Source organism: Hoylesella oralis ATCC 33269 (assembly GCF_000185145.2).
Classification (GTDB): domain Bacteria; phylum Bacteroidota; class Bacteroidia; order Bacteroidales; family Bacteroidaceae; genus Prevotella; species Prevotella phocaeensis.
This window is the reverse complement of record NZ_GL833119.1, coordinates 925104-941142: the sequence shown is the minus strand read 5'-3', so window position 1 is coordinate 941142 and position 16039 is coordinate 925104. Positions and strand designations below refer to the sequence as shown.

General features: G+C 41.2%; 29 protein-coding genes. All 29 read right to left on the bottom strand.

What is annotated here, in order from left to right; all coding sequences use genetic code 11:
- Positions 1-11 precede the first annotated feature (11 nt).
- Entirely contained in the window at positions 12-392 is a 381-nt protein-coding gene (gene rpsM, locus HMPREF0663_RS06585) for a 30S ribosomal protein S13 (RefSeq protein ID WP_004369554.1), read from the bottom strand.
- 103 nt (positions 393-495) lie between these two features.
- Positions 496-612, bottom strand: coding sequence for a 50S ribosomal protein L36 (gene rpmJ / locus HMPREF0663_RS11725; protein WP_004369552.1), 117 nt, complete (start codon positions 610-612; stop codon positions 496-498).
- Between the two features lie 13 nt (positions 613-625).
- A complete protein-coding gene (infA, locus tag HMPREF0663_RS06580; RefSeq protein WP_004369550.1) occupies positions 626-844 on the bottom strand; it encodes a translation initiation factor IF-1 in 219 nt (72 codons plus the stop codon).
- Between the two features lie 2 nt (positions 845-846).
- Entirely contained in the window at positions 847-1647 is an 801-nt protein-coding gene (gene map, locus HMPREF0663_RS06575; RefSeq protein WP_004369548.1) for a type I methionyl aminopeptidase, read from the bottom strand.
- Between the two features lie 14 nt (positions 1648-1661).
- Positions 1662-2999 (bottom strand): preprotein translocase subunit SecY, encoded by a 1338-nt coding sequence (gene secY / locus HMPREF0663_RS06570; RefSeq protein WP_004369546.1) that lies wholly within the window; start codon positions 2997-2999, stop codon positions 1662-1664.
- A 4-nt stretch (positions 3000-3003) separates the two neighbouring features.
- Positions 3004-3450, bottom strand: coding sequence for a 50S ribosomal protein L15 (rplO, locus tag HMPREF0663_RS06565; protein WP_004369544.1), 447 nt, complete (start codon positions 3448-3450; stop codon positions 3004-3006).
- 27 nt (positions 3451-3477) lie between these two features.
- Positions 3478-3654: a 50S ribosomal protein L30 gene (rpmD, locus tag HMPREF0663_RS11720; protein ID WP_004369543.1), complete on the bottom strand. Its 177-nt coding sequence runs from the start codon at positions 3652-3654 to the stop codon at positions 3478-3480.
- 11 nt (positions 3655-3665) lie between these two features.
- Positions 3666-4178 (bottom strand): 30S ribosomal protein S5, encoded by a 513-nt coding sequence (gene rpsE, locus HMPREF0663_RS06560; protein WP_004369542.1) that lies wholly within the window; start codon positions 4176-4178, stop codon positions 3666-3668.
- A gap of 6 nt (positions 4179-4184) precedes the next feature.
- A complete protein-coding gene (rplR, locus tag HMPREF0663_RS06555) occupies positions 4185-4529 on the bottom strand; it encodes a 50S ribosomal protein L18 (protein WP_004369541.1) in 345 nt (114 codons plus the stop codon).
- 18 nt (positions 4530-4547) lie between these two features.
- Positions 4548-5114: a 50S ribosomal protein L6 gene (gene rplF / locus HMPREF0663_RS06550; protein WP_004369540.1), complete on the bottom strand. Its 567-nt coding sequence runs from the start codon at positions 5112-5114 to the stop codon at positions 4548-4550.
- Between the two features lie 14 nt (positions 5115-5128).
- Positions 5129-5524, bottom strand: a complete 396-nt coding sequence (rpsH, locus tag HMPREF0663_RS06545) for a 30S ribosomal protein S8 (RefSeq protein WP_004369539.1) — start codon at positions 5522-5524, stop codon at positions 5129-5131.
- 139 nt (positions 5525-5663) lie between these two features.
- Positions 5664-5966: a 30S ribosomal protein S14 gene (gene rpsN, locus HMPREF0663_RS06540; RefSeq protein WP_004369538.1), complete on the bottom strand. Its 303-nt coding sequence runs from the start codon at positions 5964-5966 to the stop codon at positions 5664-5666.
- A 5-nt stretch (positions 5967-5971) separates the two neighbouring features.
- On the bottom strand, positions 5972-6526 hold the full coding sequence (gene rplE / locus HMPREF0663_RS06535) for a 50S ribosomal protein L5 (protein ID WP_004369537.1): 555 nt from the start codon (positions 6524-6526) through the stop codon (positions 5972-5974).
- Positions 6526-6873 carry a 50S ribosomal protein L24 gene (rplX, locus tag HMPREF0663_RS06530; protein ID WP_004369536.1) on the bottom strand — a complete coding sequence of 116 codons (348 nt, stop codon included), beginning with the start codon at positions 6871-6873 and terminating at the stop codon, positions 6526-6528. The genes rplE and rplX overlap by 1 nt, the downstream gene beginning before the upstream one ends.
- A gap of 17 nt (positions 6874-6890) precedes the next feature.
- Positions 6891-7256, bottom strand: coding sequence for a 50S ribosomal protein L14 (gene rplN, locus HMPREF0663_RS06525; RefSeq protein ID WP_004369535.1), 366 nt, complete (start codon positions 7254-7256; stop codon positions 6891-6893).
- Positions 7257-7258: 2 nt separating this feature from the next.
- Positions 7259-7525, bottom strand: coding sequence for a 30S ribosomal protein S17 (gene rpsQ, locus HMPREF0663_RS06520; protein ID WP_004369534.1), 267 nt, complete (start codon positions 7523-7525; stop codon positions 7259-7261).
- Between the two features lie 2 nt (positions 7526-7527).
- Complete coding sequence (gene rpmC, locus HMPREF0663_RS06515; protein ID WP_004369533.1) at positions 7528-7722, bottom strand: 50S ribosomal protein L29; 195 nt, start codon at positions 7720-7722, stop codon at positions 7528-7530.
- A 3-nt stretch (positions 7723-7725) separates the two neighbouring features.
- Complete coding sequence (gene rplP / locus HMPREF0663_RS06510; RefSeq protein ID WP_004369532.1) at positions 7726-8154, bottom strand: 50S ribosomal protein L16; 429 nt, start codon at positions 8152-8154, stop codon at positions 7726-7728.
- Between the two features lie 14 nt (positions 8155-8168).
- On the bottom strand, positions 8169-8900 hold the full coding sequence (gene rpsC, locus HMPREF0663_RS06505; protein WP_004369531.1) for a 30S ribosomal protein S3: 732 nt from the start codon (positions 8898-8900) through the stop codon (positions 8169-8171).
- 8 nt (positions 8901-8908) lie between these two features.
- Positions 8909-9313, bottom strand: a complete 405-nt coding sequence (gene rplV / locus HMPREF0663_RS06500) for a 50S ribosomal protein L22 (protein WP_004369530.1) — start codon at positions 9311-9313, stop codon at positions 8909-8911.
- Between the two features lie 33 nt (positions 9314-9346).
- Positions 9347-9613, bottom strand: coding sequence for a 30S ribosomal protein S19 (rpsS, locus tag HMPREF0663_RS06495; protein ID WP_004369529.1), 267 nt, complete (start codon positions 9611-9613; stop codon positions 9347-9349).
- A 13-nt stretch (positions 9614-9626) separates the two neighbouring features.
- Positions 9627-10454 carry a 50S ribosomal protein L2 gene (gene rplB, locus HMPREF0663_RS06490; protein ID WP_004369528.1) on the bottom strand — a complete coding sequence of 276 codons (828 nt, stop codon included), beginning with the start codon at positions 10452-10454 and terminating at the stop codon, positions 9627-9629.
- A 7-nt stretch (positions 10455-10461) separates the two neighbouring features.
- On the bottom strand, positions 10462-10902 hold the full coding sequence (gene rplW / locus HMPREF0663_RS06485; protein ID WP_004369527.1) for a 50S ribosomal protein L23: 441 nt from the start codon (positions 10900-10902) through the stop codon (positions 10462-10464).
- A gap of 18 nt (positions 10903-10920) precedes the next feature.
- Positions 10921-11550 (bottom strand): 50S ribosomal protein L4, encoded by a 630-nt coding sequence (gene rplD / locus HMPREF0663_RS06480; RefSeq protein ID WP_004369526.1) that lies wholly within the window; start codon positions 11548-11550, stop codon positions 10921-10923.
- The gene (gene rplC, locus HMPREF0663_RS06475) at positions 11550-12164 is read right to left on the bottom strand and encodes a 50S ribosomal protein L3 (RefSeq protein ID WP_004369525.1); all 615 of its coding nucleotides are present in this window, start codon (positions 12162-12164) and stop codon (positions 11550-11552) included. The genes rplD and rplC overlap by 1 nt, the downstream gene beginning before the upstream one ends.
- Before the next feature lie 43 nt (positions 12165-12207).
- Positions 12208-12513, bottom strand: coding sequence for a 30S ribosomal protein S10 (gene rpsJ / locus HMPREF0663_RS06470; protein WP_004369524.1), 306 nt, complete (start codon positions 12511-12513; stop codon positions 12208-12210).
- Between the two features lie 95 nt (positions 12514-12608).
- The gene (fusA, locus tag HMPREF0663_RS06465; protein WP_004369523.1) at positions 12609-14723 is read right to left on the bottom strand and encodes an elongation factor G; all 2115 of its coding nucleotides are present in this window, start codon (positions 14721-14723) and stop codon (positions 12609-12611) included.
- A gap of 24 nt (positions 14724-14747) precedes the next feature.
- On the bottom strand, positions 14748-15224 hold the full coding sequence (gene rpsG / locus HMPREF0663_RS06460) for a 30S ribosomal protein S7 (RefSeq protein WP_004369522.1): 477 nt from the start codon (positions 15222-15224) through the stop codon (positions 14748-14750).
- Positions 15225-15470: 246 nt separating this feature from the next.
- On the bottom strand, positions 15471-15854 hold the full coding sequence (rpsL, locus tag HMPREF0663_RS06455) for a 30S ribosomal protein S12 (RefSeq protein WP_004369521.1): 384 nt from the start codon (positions 15852-15854) through the stop codon (positions 15471-15473).
- Positions 15855-16039: the final 185 nt, after the last annotated feature.

Here is a 16039-nt window from a genome sequence, read left to right as displayed (position 1 = left end):
CCTCCTTAAAATTACTTAGTAGCTTTCTTCTTATTAGCAACAGTCTTCTTCTTTCCCTTACGGGTACGAGCATTATTTTTAGTACTCTGACCGCGAACCGGAAGACCATTACGATGACGAACTCCACGATAGCAACCAATATCCATCAGCCGCTTGATATTCATTTGGACCTCTGAACGGAGGTCACCTTCTACTTTGAATTCAGCACTGATAATTTCACGGATCTTAGCTGCCTGATCGTCATTCCACTCACTGACTTTCAAGTCACGGCTTACGCCCGCCTTATCCAATATCTTTGCTGAACTACTTCGACCTATACCATAGATATAAGTCAATGCGATTTCGCCACGCTTATTCTGGGGCAAATCTACTCCAACAATTCTTATTGCCATTTGTTAAATGATAAAAAGTTAATTTTTTAATTCAAATTTCACTAAAAAGCATGCAAAGGTATTAATAATATTGCACATTATTTTACCTTTACAGTTTTTTAACTTACCCCTGACGCATCTTGTACTTAGGGTTTTTCTTGTTGATAACGAACAGACGCCCCTTACGACGTACGATCTTGCAATCGGCTGTACGTTTCTTTAACGATGCTCTTGTCTTCATATTTTATACTTGATTATTTGTATCTGAATACGATCCTACCTTTAGTAAGGTCATAAGGACTCATTTCTACCTTAACCTTATCGCCGGGAAGAATCTTTATATAATGCATTCTCATCTTACCAGAGATATGCGCTATAATCTGTACTCCATTTTCGAGTTCTACACGAAACATTGCATTTGAGAGCGACTCTATGATTGTCCCGTCTTGCTCTATCGCAGATTGCTTTGCCATATTTAATATATTTCTCCTTCTAAACGTTCAATTTCTTCAAACGAAGATAAAATTTCAGCCTTACCGTTTCCGATAGCAATAGTATGCTCAAAATGGGCTGCTGGTTTTAAGTCACGAGTTATAATTCCCCACTTATCCGGCAAAAGCCCAATTTTTCGATCTCCCATCGTAATCATCGGTTCAATAGCTATACACATACCTGCTTTCAACATGACTCCCCTGCCACACACCCCATAATTCGGAATTGCAGGATCCTCATGCATCTTTCGTCCAATCCCGTGTCCGGTAAGTTCTCGTACCACTCCGTATCCTCGACGCTCACAATGTTCTTGAATAGCATAACCTATATCACCGATATGTTTACCGGCTACAGCCCGTTCAATGCCCATATAAAGCGCTTCTTTAGTAGTTTTAAGCAAGCCTTTCACCAGAGCTGATACCTCACCAACACAAAATGTATAACAACTGTCACCATTGAATCCGTCAAGCAATGCACCGCAATCTACCGAAATAATATCACCATCTTTTAAAATTGTTTTCTCACTCGGTATGCCATGAACAACGATAGCATTCACGGAAGTACAGATACTTGCCGGAAACGGCTCTCCAAAAGGATTGGGAAAATTCTTAAACGTTGGTACAGCACCATGATCATGAATAAATTCCTCTGCTATCTTATCCAATTGAAGAGTGGTAACCCCCGGTTTTATATGTTTAGCCAATTCTGCCAAGGTATCGCCGACAAGTCGGTTCGCCTTACGCATCAACTCAATTTCATCCTCTGTTTTAAGAAATATCTCCATTAGCGGAAGTACACTTAATACGCAGAGACACCGCCACTACGTGTATGCCCGGAATTGAGCAAACCATCATAATGCCGCATCAGCAGATGACTTTCTATCTGTTGTAATGTATCAATAACCACACCAACCAGAATAAGTAAAGAAGTTCCACCAAAGAATTGAGTAAATTCCTGTTGAACATGGAACACACTGACCAGCGCCGGCATTACGGCAATAAATGCGATAGCCAAAGAACCCGGCAAAGTAATTCGAGACATGATGGTATCAATATATTCTGCCGTATCTTTGCCCGGCTTAATTCCGGGTATAAATCCATTATTGCGTTTCATATCCTCTGCCATCTGTGTCGGGTTCAATGTAATAGCCGTATAGAAATAAGTAAACGCAATAATGAGAGCCACATATATTACATTATACAGCAAGCTATGAGTATCCATCAACGAGCGAACTATAGAAGACGCATCTTTTGGCTGATACTGGACAATAGCCAATGGAATGAACATCAAAGCTTGAGCAAAGATGATAGGCATCACATTAGCAGCAAACAGTTTCAAAGGAATATACTGACGAGCCCCTCCATATTGCTTGTTACCTACAAGTCGTTTAGCATATTGCACCGGCACCTTACGCGTACCCTGCACTAAAAGGATTGCAGCGCAAACAACAAAATACAGAACTAATATCTCTGCAATGAGCATAATGATTCCACCACCAGAAATATCCGTAGCACGTGACGAGAATTCTTGTATAAAAGAACCGGGCAGACGTGCAATAATTCCCAACATAATGATCAGAGAAACACCATTTCCTACCCCCTTATCAGTAATACGTTCACCTAACCATAAGATAAACATACTCCCAGCAGCAAGGATTATAACAGCCGGTATCATGAAAGCGGTCCATGAAATACCAGAAGCCAAAGCTTGGCCTGCCTGAGATTTCAAATTAAAAAGATAAGACGGAGCCTGAAAGAGTAAAATTGCTACAGTCAGCCAACGTGTATACCAATTTATCTTCTTATGCCCGCTTTCGCCTTCGCGCTGCATCTTTTGGAAATAAGGTACGGCAACAGCAAGTATCTGCATAACGATAGAGGCTGAAATATAAGGCATAATTCCAAGCGCAAAAATCGATGCATTGGAAAATGCTCCACCAGAGAACATGTCAAGGAGTGACATAAGACCGCCCGCAGTCTGTTGTCGAAGTGTCTCCAAAGAAGCAGGATTAATACCCGGAAGTACGACAAACGAACCAAAACGATAAATTGCCGTAAACAGAAGAGTTATGAGGAGACGCTGACGCAAATCCTCAATTCTCCAACAGTTCTTCAGTGTCTCAATAAACTTTTTCATTGACTTAGATTATAGTTGCATTACCCCCAACTGCCTTAATAGCTTCTTCGGCGGTCTTAGAGAATGCATTTGCTTCAACATCAATCTTGACTTTCAACTCACCATTACCCAGAATTTTAATAAGTTCTTTACCATTGGTAAGACCTGCCTCCTTAAGTTCTGCAATTCCGATTTTGGCTAAGTTTTTAGACTCTGCCAAAGATTGTAAAGTCGAAAGATTTACTGCTAAATATTCCTTATGGTTGATATTCTTAAATCCTGCTTTCGGAACACGACGCTGAAGCGGCATCTGACCTCCCTCAAAACCGATCTTTCTCTTGTAACCGGAACGAGCTTTTGCCCCCTTATGTCCACGGGTAGAGGTACCACCGAGCCCTGAGCCCGGACCACGACCAATACGACGACGTGAATGTGTTGAGCCTTCAGCAGGTTTTAAATTATTTAATTTCATAACTATTTCTAATTTTAATAAGGTTAATTATTCAACTACATTTACTAAGTGGTGGACCTTACGGATCATACCACGAGTGCTTGGAGTATCTTCAACCTCAACAACTTGAGAAATCTTGTGAAGACCTAACGATAAAAGAGTACGTTTCTGGTCTATCGGAGCTCCTATTCTACTCTTTATCTGCTTGATTTTAATCGTTGCCATTGTTTTTCTCCTTATCCGTTAAATACTTTGTCCATGGTTATACCACGAGTGCCAGCAATCGTATATGCATCGCGTATTTGGCTCAATGCTACAATCGTCGCTTTTACCAAATTATGAGGGTTCGAAGAGCCTTTTGATTTCGCAAGTACATCTGTAACACCTACACTATCAAGTACAGCACGCATAGCACCACCGGCTACAAGACCGGTACCGGCAGCTGCCGGTCTCAAGAAAACTTGTGCACCACCATAATGTGCTTCTATCTCATGAGGAATGGTTCCTTTTAGAACAGGGACCTTTACTAAATTTTTCTTAGCAGCCTCCGTTCCTTTAGAGATAGCTGCAGTAACTTCACCTGCTTTTCCAAGACCATAACCGATAATACCATTACCATCGCCTACTACGACAATAGCTGCAAAGGTAAAAGTTCTACCTCCCTTTGTAACTTTGGTTACACGGTTAATAGCAACCAAGCGGTCTTTCAATTCTACGTCACTATTTATTCTAACTCTATTCATTGCCATAATCGTTTAAAATTTAAGACCACCTTTACGAGCTGCATCAGCTAATTCTTTTACACGTCCATGGTAAAGATAACCGTTACGATCAAAAACTACAGCTGTCACCCCGGCAGCCTGTGCTTTTTCTGCAACGAGTTCTCCTACTTTCTGAGCCTGCTGTATCTTAGGCATAGCTTCAAGACCAAGAGAGGATGCAGAGGCAAGAGTATTACCAGTCAAATCATTTATAACCTGAGCATAAATCTGCTTATTGGAACGGAATACACTAAGACGCGGACGCTCAGCTGTTCCTTTCACACTTTTACGAATGCGGTACTTTATCTTAATTCGTCTTTCTACTTTCTTTGTTGTCATAATCGTAAAAAATTAAAATTACTTAGCTGCAGCTGTCTTACCAGACTTTCTGCGAATGACTTCGCCTTGGAATAAGATACCTTTTCCTTTATAAGGCTCAGGCATACGGAAAGAACGAATTTTAGCGCAAATGAGTCCGAGCAATTGCTTGTCGCAAGACTCCAAAGTTATAATCGGATTTTGGTTTCTTTCAGACTTCGTCTCAACCTTAACTTCTTTCGGAAGTTGAATAAAGATGGGGTGAGTATAGCCAAGCGAGAATTCCACCAAGTTACCTTGATTAGAAACACGATAACCTACACCGATGAGTTCCATCGTCTTTGTGTAACCTTCGCTTACACCTACAACCATATTGTTGACCAAAGAACGATATAAACCGTGGAAAGCTTGTTTCTGCTTATAATTCACCGGACTATTCTCATCAACTTCGAATGTAATCTGGCCGTCTGCAATGTTAACTTTTATCGAAGAATCTACTTTCTGAGAGAGTTCACCCTTAGGGCCTTTCACAGAAACCACGCCATCCTTCTGTTCTATGGTAACACCGGCAGGTATACTAATTGGTAATTTTCCTATTCTTGACATAATAAATCCTCCAATTAATAAACATAGCAAAGAACTTCGCCACCAATCTTCAGTGAAGAAGCCTCTTTATCTGTCATTACACCTTGAGATGTAGATATGATTGCAATACCTAATCCGTTAATTACTCTCGGCATATCTTTGTAGCCGGTATATTTACGCAAACCGGGAGTCGATACACGCTTTAAACACTGAATAGCGTTTTGCTTGGTTTCAGGATTGCACTTCAAAGCAACTTTAATAGTACCCTGAGGGCCATCATCCATGAACTTATAGTTCAGAATGTACCCTTTCTCGAAAAGGATCTTGGTGATCTCTTTCTTCAAGTTAGACGCAGGAACCTCTACAACACGGTGATGTGCCATAATTGCATTTCTGAGTCTTGTCAGATAATCTGCTATTGGATCTGTCATAAAATAAAATGTTTAATTAATCGGGACCACCCCGACAATATTAAATAAAATTATATGGTATATTCAATAATCCTAAACAATATATCTATCAACGACAAATATACTATCTAAGACGTTCAAACCACAATATTTGCCGTATTTACCAGCTCGCTTTCTTTACTCCGGGTATCAAACCAGCCGAAGCCATTTCACGAAACTGAATACGCGAAAGGCCAAATTGGCGGATATACCCTTTCGGACGACCGGTGATTTTACAACGGTTATGAAGACGTATAGGATTGGCATTCTTAGGAATTGCCTGAAGTTTACGAGCTGCTTCATATGCCTCTGCTAAATCATTAGTCGTAGCGATAGTTTTTTTAAGAGCTGCACGTTTCTCGGCATAACGAGCTACAAGTTTTGCACGCTTAATCTCGCGAGCTTTCATTGATTCTTTTGCCATATTGCTTAATCGTTTTTAGCGTTCTTAAAAGGTAGGCCGAATGCCTTGAGCAATGCATATCCTTCTTCATCAGTCTGTGCAGATGTAACGAAAGTAATATTCATTCCTTGGATGCGGTCGATTGAGTCGATATTGATCTCAGGAAAGATAATCTGTTCGGCAATACCCAAAGTGTAATTACCACGACCATCAAACTTGCTTTCAATTCCTTTAAAGTCACGAATACGCGGCAAAGCCACGCGAACAAGCTTCTCCAAAAATTCATACATACGCTCACGACGCAATGTCACCATCACACCGATAGGCATCTTCTTACGAAGTTTGAAGTTTGCAATATCCTTCTTTGAATATGTTGCAACTGCCTTCTGACCGGTAATAGCTGATATTTCGTTTACTGCGACATCAACAATCTTCTTATCTTGAGTTGCATCACCCAAACCTTGATTGATAACTATTTTCTTAAGAACAGGGACCTGCATTGATGAAGAATAATTGAATTGCTTCTGCAATGAAGGAGCAATAGTATCTTTGTATACTTTCTTTAACTGTGCTGTATCCATTACTTAATCTCCTCTCCCGATTTTTTAGCTATACGAACTTTCTTACCATCTTCAGTCTTCTTGATAGCAATACGTGTAGGTTCTCCACTCTTCGGATCTACCAAACTCAAATTCGAAATATGAATAGGAGCTTCCTGCTTAACGATACCTCCCTGAGGATTTTTTGCTGATGGTTTTGTACATTTAGAAACGATATTTACCCCCTCAACAATTGCACGTTCCTTATCCACAAGGACTTTCAACACCTTGTGAGGTGAAGGAAACTTTCCATTTGAGTTTCTTGCATCCTTGCTTCTCCCTGCAAGAACAAGAACCATGTCACCTTTCTTTATATGTAACTTATTCATTACTTTTTGTTTATAAATTAAAGAACCTCAGGTGCCAAAGAAACGACTTTCATATTCACTGCACGAAGCTCACGAGCTACCGGGCCGAAGATACGGCTTCCGCGAAGCTCACCAGCATTGTTCAGCAATACACAAGCATTATCGTCGAAACGGATATATGAACCATCTGCACGACGAATTTCTTTCTTTGTGCGAACAATCAAAGCCTTAGATACTGCACCCTTCTTCAAATCACTTGATGGTATGACGTTCTTGACAGAAACGACAATCACGTCACCAACACTTGCATAACGGCGACCGGTACCACCGAGAACACGGATGCAAAGAGCCTCACGTGCACCGCTGTTATCACATACTGTAAGTCTTGATTCTGCTTGTATCATAATTACTTAGCTTTTTCTACAATTTGTACTAATCTCCATCTCTTTGTCTTACTCAAAGGACGTGTCTCCATGATAAGAACCGTATCGCCAATATTAGCTTCATTTTTCTCATCATGTACATGGTATTTCTTCGTATGTTGTACAAACTTACCATACATAGGGTGTTTCTCCTTGAACTTTGAGGCAATAACAATGGTTTTATCCATTTTGTTGCTGACAACGACACCCTGTCTTACTTTTCTTAAATTTCTTGTTTCCATCTGGACCATTGTTATTTATTAAGTTCTCTCTGACGAAGTTCTGTCTTCATACGTGCTATATCACGACGAGTTGCCTTAATCTGTGATGGATTCTCAAGCGGAGAAATAGCATGATTAAGTTTCATCTGATGCAAAGCAGTCTCAGCCATCTCCAACTTTTCGGCTAATGCCTTATTATCAAGTTCTCTTACTTCTTTAATCTTCATAGCTTAAGCGTTTTTATCGTAATCACGTCTCACAACAAACTTTGTCTTAACAGGAAGTTTCTGGGCAGCAAGGCGCAATGCCTCCTTTGCTACATCGAAACTTACTCCCTCGACTTCGAACAGAATACGTCCGGGTGTAACAGGAGCCACCCATCCTGCAGGATCACCTTTTCCTTTACCCATTCGGACATCAGCCGGCTTACGGGTAATCGGCTTATCTGGAAAAATACGTATCCAAACCTGTCCCTCACGTTGCATGTAACGGTTTACAGCAACACGGGCAGCTTCTATCTGGCGGCTATCGATCCATTTAGCTTCAAGAGTTTTTATACCAAACGAACCAAATGCCAATTGTGTACCTCTACTGGCGTTTCCTTTATTTCCACGTCCATCTTGAGGTCTTCTATATTTTACTCTTTTTGGCTGTAACATATTAGCATCTTCTTTTAACGGTTATTGTTTCTCCTACGATTACCGCCACGACTCGAACGACTATTTCCGCCGCGTCCGCCATTCTGCTTGTCTTGTGCAAAATTAGGCGTAAGATCAGGAACACCATAAACTTCGCCACGGCAGATCCAAACCTTAATACCGAGAAGTCCAACTTTTGTCAGAGCTTCGGCTTGGCAGTAATCAATGTCTGCACGGAAAGTATGCAAAGGAGTACGTCCTTCTTTATACATTTCCTTACGAGCCATTTCAGCTCCATTCAGACGACCTGTTATTTGAACTTTAATACCCTCTGCTCCCGTACGCATCGTGTTTTGGATAGCCATTTTAATGGCACGACGGTAAGCTATCTTACCTTCTACTTGACGAGCGATATTATTAGCAACGATGGTTGCATCGAGCTCAGGTTTCTTTATTTCGAAAATGTTGATCTGAATATCCTTTTTATAAAGTTTCTTCAACTCCTCTTTCAATTTATCAACATCTTGTCCACCTTTACCTATAACGATTCCCGGACGGGCTGTACAAATAGTAATGGTAACGAGTTTCAATGTACGTTCGATGACAATACGAGAAACGCTAGCCTTAGCCAAACGCTCATTCAAGTACTTGCGGATTTTCATATCCTCTACAAGATTGTCACCGAAGTCCTTGCCACCAAACCAATTTGAATCCCAACCACGGATAATACCAAGACGGTTGCTTATTGGATTAACTTTCTGTCCCATTCTATTTATTATTTATCGTCGTTAGTTTTGGCATCTACAAACAGAGTAACGTGGTTACTACGCTTACGAATTCTATATCCACGGCCCTGCGGTGCCGGTCTCATACGTTTCATTGTAACACCTTCATCAACAAAGACTCTATTAACAAAAAGTTCTCCATCTTCAGCTTTACGATCATTCTTAATTTCCCAATTAGCAATTGCTGAACGCAAGAGTTTCTCTACGTCCGCTGCAGCTTGTTTTTTCGAGAATTTCAATACTCCAAGGGCACGATTAACTTCCATTCCACGAATCATGTCCACAACGTAGCGCATTTTACGCGGAGAAGAGGGAACGCCTTTGAGCTTTGCGAAGTACAATGTTTTGCGGGCTTCTTTGATTTTCTCTGCCGCTATATGTTTTCTTGCTCCCATTATTATTCTATAATTAAAAAATGGTTATCCCTCTTACTTCTTATTACCAGAGTGCCCGCCGAACCTACGTGTCGGAGAGAACTCGCCAAGTTTATGACCTACCATATTCTCGGTAATATAAACAGGGATAAATTTATTTCCGTTATGAACAGCAACAGTGTGTCCCACAAAATCAGGGGAAATCATTGATGCTCTAGCCCAAGTCTTAACGACACTCTTCTTGCCACTCTCGTTCATCGCAAGAATTTTCTTTTCAAGTGATACGTTGATATATGGACCTTTTTTTAATGAACGACTCATATATATTTACTCTTTATTTTTTATTGGCTCTTTCGATAATATACTTGTTAGAAAGCTTCTTTGGTGCACGAGTCTTGAGACCTTTAGCATATAAGCCCTTACGTGAACGCGGATGTCCACCACTCTGGCGACCTTCGCCACCACCCATCGGGTGATCAACAGGGTTCATAACAACACCACGGTTGTGAGGACGACGTCCCAACCAACGAGAACGGCCTGCCTTTCCAGACTGTTCCAATGCATGATCAGAATTACCCACACTCCCAACAGTAGCCTTACAAGCAGAGAGAATCTGCCGAGTCTCTCCAGAAGGAAGTTTAATAACGCAATAACTGCCCTCACGAGAAGTCAACTGAGCAAAATTACCAGCCGAACGAACAAGCAAAGCTCCCTGCCCCGGACGCAATTCTATATTATGAACCACCGTACCTACAGGAATGTTTGCAAGAGGAAGAGCATTACCAACCTCAGGTGCAGCATCAGCACCCGACATCAATGTAGCACCCACTTGCAATCCATTAGGAGCAATTATGTAACGTTTTTCGCCGTCAGCATAATACAACAAAGCAATACGAGCCGAACGGTTCGGATCATACTCTATTGTTTTTACTACGGCAGGAACACCATCTTTCTCGCGTTTAAAATCGATCAAACGATACTTTCTCTTATGACCACCGCCCATATAACGGACAGTCATTTTACCAGTGTTGTTTCGACCACCGGTTGAGCGCTTACCGTAAACGAGAGACTTCTCTGGCACGGATGCAGTAATATCCTCGAACGTGCCAATAACTTTGTGTCTTTGTCCCGGTGTAACCGGGTTTAATTTACGTACTGCCATTTTTTATTTAAATATTACTATAAAAATCTATAGTTTCACCCTCTTTCAGTGTAACGATTACTTTCTTGAATGCATTCTTTTGTCCTTTTATGAGACCAGCTTTCGTGTAGCGACTTGAACGCTTGCCGGCATAACGAATAGTATTTACATTCAAAACCGTAACATGATACAGGTTTTCAATTTCTTTTTTAATCTCAAGCTTATTTGCTTCAGGCTTAACGATAAAACCATACTTAGCCAGCGCTGGCTTCACATAAGTATAAATAGTCTTTTCTTTCTTAACATCAGGCTTGCCTTTCTTTTTTACAACAAAAGTCGCCTTTTCCTCCACAGCATTTTTAACCTTAGCAGCTTTTTCATTTGCAGCTTTAATCTTTTTGCTTTCTGAAGTTTTATCTGTAATATTGGTCATCTTCTCAGTGACCAAAGGTTTTATGATAAATGCCATAATCTTATTCTTCTAAATTTACTTTGTTAAGATATCGTCAATGGTCTTCAACGATTTTTCCGTCACAACAAGAACATCTGCATTCAAAACTTTATACGTATTGAGTGTAGATGCTATCATAACTTCAGCCTTTTGCAAGTTACGAGCCGACAAATATACGTTTTTATTCACTTCCGGCAAAAGCAAAAGCGTCTTCAAACCTTCAACTTTAAGATTTTTAGCGATATTTACAAAATCTTTAGTTTTAGGAGCTTCCATATTGAAGTCTTCGACTACAACGATAGCATTCTCCTGTGCCTTGTAAGACAAAGCTGATTTACGAGCAAGAGCCTTTACTTTTTTATTCAACTTAAAACCATAGTCTCGCGGTTTCGGACCGAATACGCGACCACCACCAACAAGTACCGGTGAATTGATATCACCACGACGAGCACCGCCACCACCTTTCTGGCGACCTAACTTACGGGTAGAACCTCTATGCTCACTTCTTTCTTTTGACTTAGCCGTTCCCTGTCGCTGATTAGCAAGATACTGCTTTACATCAAGATAGATAACATGATCATTAGGTTCAATTCCAAAGATAGATTCGTTTAACGTAACCTTTCTTCCGGTCTCCTGACCATTGATATTCAATACGCTAACTTCCATTATTTCTCAATTAAAACAGTTGAACCATTGCATCCAGCGAACGAACCTTTCACAATAAGGAGATTCTGTTCCGGAATTACTTTTAACACTCTGAGGTTCTGAGTTGTCACTCTATCGCCTCCCATTTGACCGGCCATGCGCATTCCTTTGAATACCTTTGCCGGATAAGAACAAGCTCCGATAGATCCTGGTTTACGTGCACGGTCGTCTTGTCCATGAGTACTCTGGCCGACGCCACCGAACCCATGACGTTTTACAACGCCTTGGAAGCCCTTTCCTTTAGATGTACCAATCACATCGACAAATTCAGTACCTTCAAACAATTCTACCGTAAGAGTATCACCAAGGTTATACTCCTCATCAAATTTGAACTCGGCCAAGTGCTTCTTAGGTGTTGTGCCAGCTTTCTTAAAGATTCCCATCATAGGCATGGTAGTTCTTTTCTCCTTTGCCTCTCCGAAACCTAATTGAACAGCCTTGTAACCATCTTTCTCTACAGTTTTAACTTGGGTTACAACACAAGGACCTATTTCGATAACAGTGCACGGTGTATTTTTACCGTCGGCACTGAAAACGGATGTCATTCCGATTTTTCTTCCAATTAATCCTGGCATTTCAATAAATGTTTAAAATTAAATAATTCGAGAATTAAAAAGATCAGACCTTAATCTCTACCTCCACACCACTCGGCAATTCAAGTTTCATCAATGCATCAACTGTCTTTGCTGTTGAGCTATAGATGTCGATAAGACGTTTAAAATTCGAGAGCTGGAATTGTTCACGAGCTTTTTTATTAACGAATGTACTACGATTTACCGTAAAAATACGTTTGTGAGTTGGAAGAGGGATGGGACCACTTACTATAGCACCCGTCGCCTTAACAGCCTTCACGATCTTTTCTGCTGACTTATCAACCAACTGGTGGTCATAAGACTTCAGCTTAATTCTGATTTTCTGACTCATTTTATTTACTTTTTATTTTTAATTGATATTAAGAAAAGAGGTTCACTATTTAAGAGTCATTCGCTAAATAGCACCTCAATTCACATTTTATATTTTTACAAAAGTTCCGAATGTCCTTTCACCTCATCAAGTACGGTCTTGGCGATAGTACTCGATAGTGGAGAATGATGATCATATTCCATGGAACTCGTCGCACGACCGGAAGTAATAGTACGAAGAGCCGTTACATAGCCAAACATTTCAGCCAACGGTACCATTGCCTTTACGATACGTGCACCGCTACGAGCCTCGTCCATACCCTGAACAAGACCGCGGCGCTTATTCAAGTCCCCGATGACATCACCCATATTCTCTTCCGGAGTTACGACCTCTACTCTCATAATAGGTTCCATCAAAACAGGGCCTGCTTTAGGACAAGCATTCTTGAAAGCGTTATGTGCTGCAAGTTCGAAAGACAGCTGATCAGAATCTACAGGATGGAAACTACCATCTGTAAGAGTCACTTTCATTCCTGTCATCGGGAACCCACCAAGTACACCGTTCTTCAAAGAATCTTGGAAACCTTTCTGTACAGCAGGGATGAATTCCTTAGGCACATTACCGCCTTTCACCTCATTGACAAACTGCAAATCGCCTTCCTTATAATCCTCATCCTTCGGACCGACCGTAACAATGATGTCAGCAAACTTACCACGGCCACCACTCTGCTTCTTGTAAACTTCACGCAGTGTAACTTCTTTGGTGATCGCCTCTTTATAATTAACCTGCGGCTTACCTTGGTTACACTCGACCTTGAACTCACGTTTCAGACGATCTATAATGATATCGAGGTGAAGTTCACCCATACCGGAAATTATCGTTTGTCCGCTCTGTTCATCCGTACGGACGGTAAAGGTCGGATCTTCCTCTGCAAGTTTGGCAAGACCGTTATCAAGTTTTGCAATATCAGCCTGACTCTTTGGTTCTACCGCAATAGAAATTACAGTATCGGGGAATGTCATCGATTCGAGAACAATCGGATGATTTTCGTCGCAAAGAGTATCACCAGTACGGATATCTTTAAAACCTACACCCGCTCCGATATCGCCTGCATCAATAGTTTCCATAGGAATTTCCTGTTTGGAGTTCATCTGGAATAATCTGCTGATACGCTCTTTCTTACCCGAGCGAGGATTATATACGTAAGAACCTGCAGTAACTTTACCCGAATAAACACGGAAGAAAACCAAGCGTCCCATAAACGGATCGGTTGCAATCTTAAACGCAAGAGCTGCAGTTGGAGCATCTTCCGAAGGCTTACGATCTTCCTCCTCGTCTGTATCGGGATTAGTACCCACGATATTTTCCGTATCAAGAGGAGAAGGCAGGAATGCACATGTGTAGTCGAGAAGCGGCTGTACGCCTTTATTCTTATACGAAGAACCGAGAAGCATAGGAGTAAGTTCCATGGAAATAGTTCCTTTACGGATTGCTGCAAGCAATTCTTCTTCGGAAATGTCCTGCCCATCGAGGTATTTCTCCATCAAAGCATCATCAAAATTAGCAGCATTTTCAACCATTTTCTCGCGCCACTCGTTAGCCTCATCAACAAGGTCTGCGGGAATTTCCTCTACAGAATATTCCGCCCCCATCGTCTCATCATGCCAAAGGATTGCCTTCATCTTAATAAGATCTACCACACCTTTGAAGTTCTCTTCTGCCCCAATGGGGATTTGGACAGGACACGGATTAGCGCCAAGAATATCTTTCATCTGCTGTACAGTTTCGAAGAAATCGGCACCAGAGCGGTCCATTTTATTTACATATCCGATACGCGGAACATTATATTTATCTGCCTGACGCCAAACGGTTTCAGACTGCGGTTGCACTCCATCGGCTGCAGAATATGTTGCAACGGCGCCATCAAGCACACGGAGCGAACGCTCTACCTCTGCTGTAAAATCTACGTGTCCCGGGGTATCGATCAAGTTTATCTTGAATGTCTTATTGTTCCAAGTCCAGTTACAAGTAGTAGCTGCCGAAGTAATCGTAATACCGCGCTCTTGTTCCTGTGCCATCCAGTCCATTGTCGCAGCACCATCGTGCACCTCACCAATCTTATGAGTCTTACCGGTGTAGAACAGAATACGTTCCGAAGTTGTAGTTTTACCGGCATCAATGTGAGCCATAATACCGATATTACGAGTCAATGTTAAATCGCGATTTGCCATTTTCTTTTTACCTTAATATATTAATTAAAACCTGAAATGAGCAAATGCACGGTTAGCTTCGGCCATACGGTGCATATCTTCCTTACGCTTATAAGCGCCACCTTGGTTATTAAAAGCGTCTACAATCTCTGAAGCAAGTTTTTCAGCCATAGACTTGCCGCTGCGCTTACGTGCAAACTGAATAAGGTTTTTCATAGAGATACTCTCCTTACGATCCTGACGAATTTCCGTCGGAACTTGGAAAGTAGCACCACCAATACGGCGGCTTTTCACTTCTACCTGCGGAGTAATATTGTCAAGAGCCTGCTTCCAGATTTCAAGCGGCGACTTTTCTTCTTTCTCCATTTTTGTCTTTACAACATCAAGAGCGTTGTAGAAAATCTCATAAGATGTATTCTTCTTTCCATCATACATCAGATGATTTACGAATTTCGAGACCTTCTGGTCGTTGTAAACGGGATCCGGCAGGATCACACGCTTCTTTGGTTTTGCTTTTCTCATTTTGTTTTAAAGATAATTCTGCATGGGGTTGTTCACATTGTTCTTCAATATCCGCACCCGAACATTTACTCAACCTGTCTATAACATTTCTCCAGCAAAACGATTGAAAATATTTTTTATCGGGTTATGAGTATCAAATTGCGGCATCTTTGCTTTCATTCTTCTTCCAGCGCTCGGTTCCGAAGTCATGTGTCTACACATACTTACCAACCAAAAGACACCCCAACTCATCAACTCACATATCCTTTATTTTTTAGCTGCCTTAGGACGCTTAGCTCCATATTTGGAGCGACGCTGCGTACGGTTAGCCACGCCAGCAGTATCAAGAGTACCGCGCACAATATGATAACGCACACCCGGAAGGTCTTTCACACGACCTCCACGAACCAGCACGATACTGTGTTCCTGCAGATTGTGGCCTTCTCCCGGAATATAGGAGTTTACTTCTTTTTGGTTTGTCAAACGAACACGGGCAACTTTACGCATTGCCGAATTAGGCTTTTTGGGGGTTGTTGTGTAAACACGAACGCAAACTCCGCGACGCTGAGGACAGTTATCCAAAGCCGGAGACTTACTTTTGTCTACCAAAACCTTTCTGCCTTTTCTTACTAACTGTGAAATAGTAGGCATAATTTTACTTTTTTAATTATATATATTTTATTTATTATCAATTTATCGCCAACACTCCTATCGGAAAGAAGCATTTCGGGGTGCAAAGGTACAAATATTTATCGGGACAACCTAATTTATAAGATTTGAAAAATAACCGCAATACTTATAATTAACAAAATATAACATCGGTTATGATATATTGA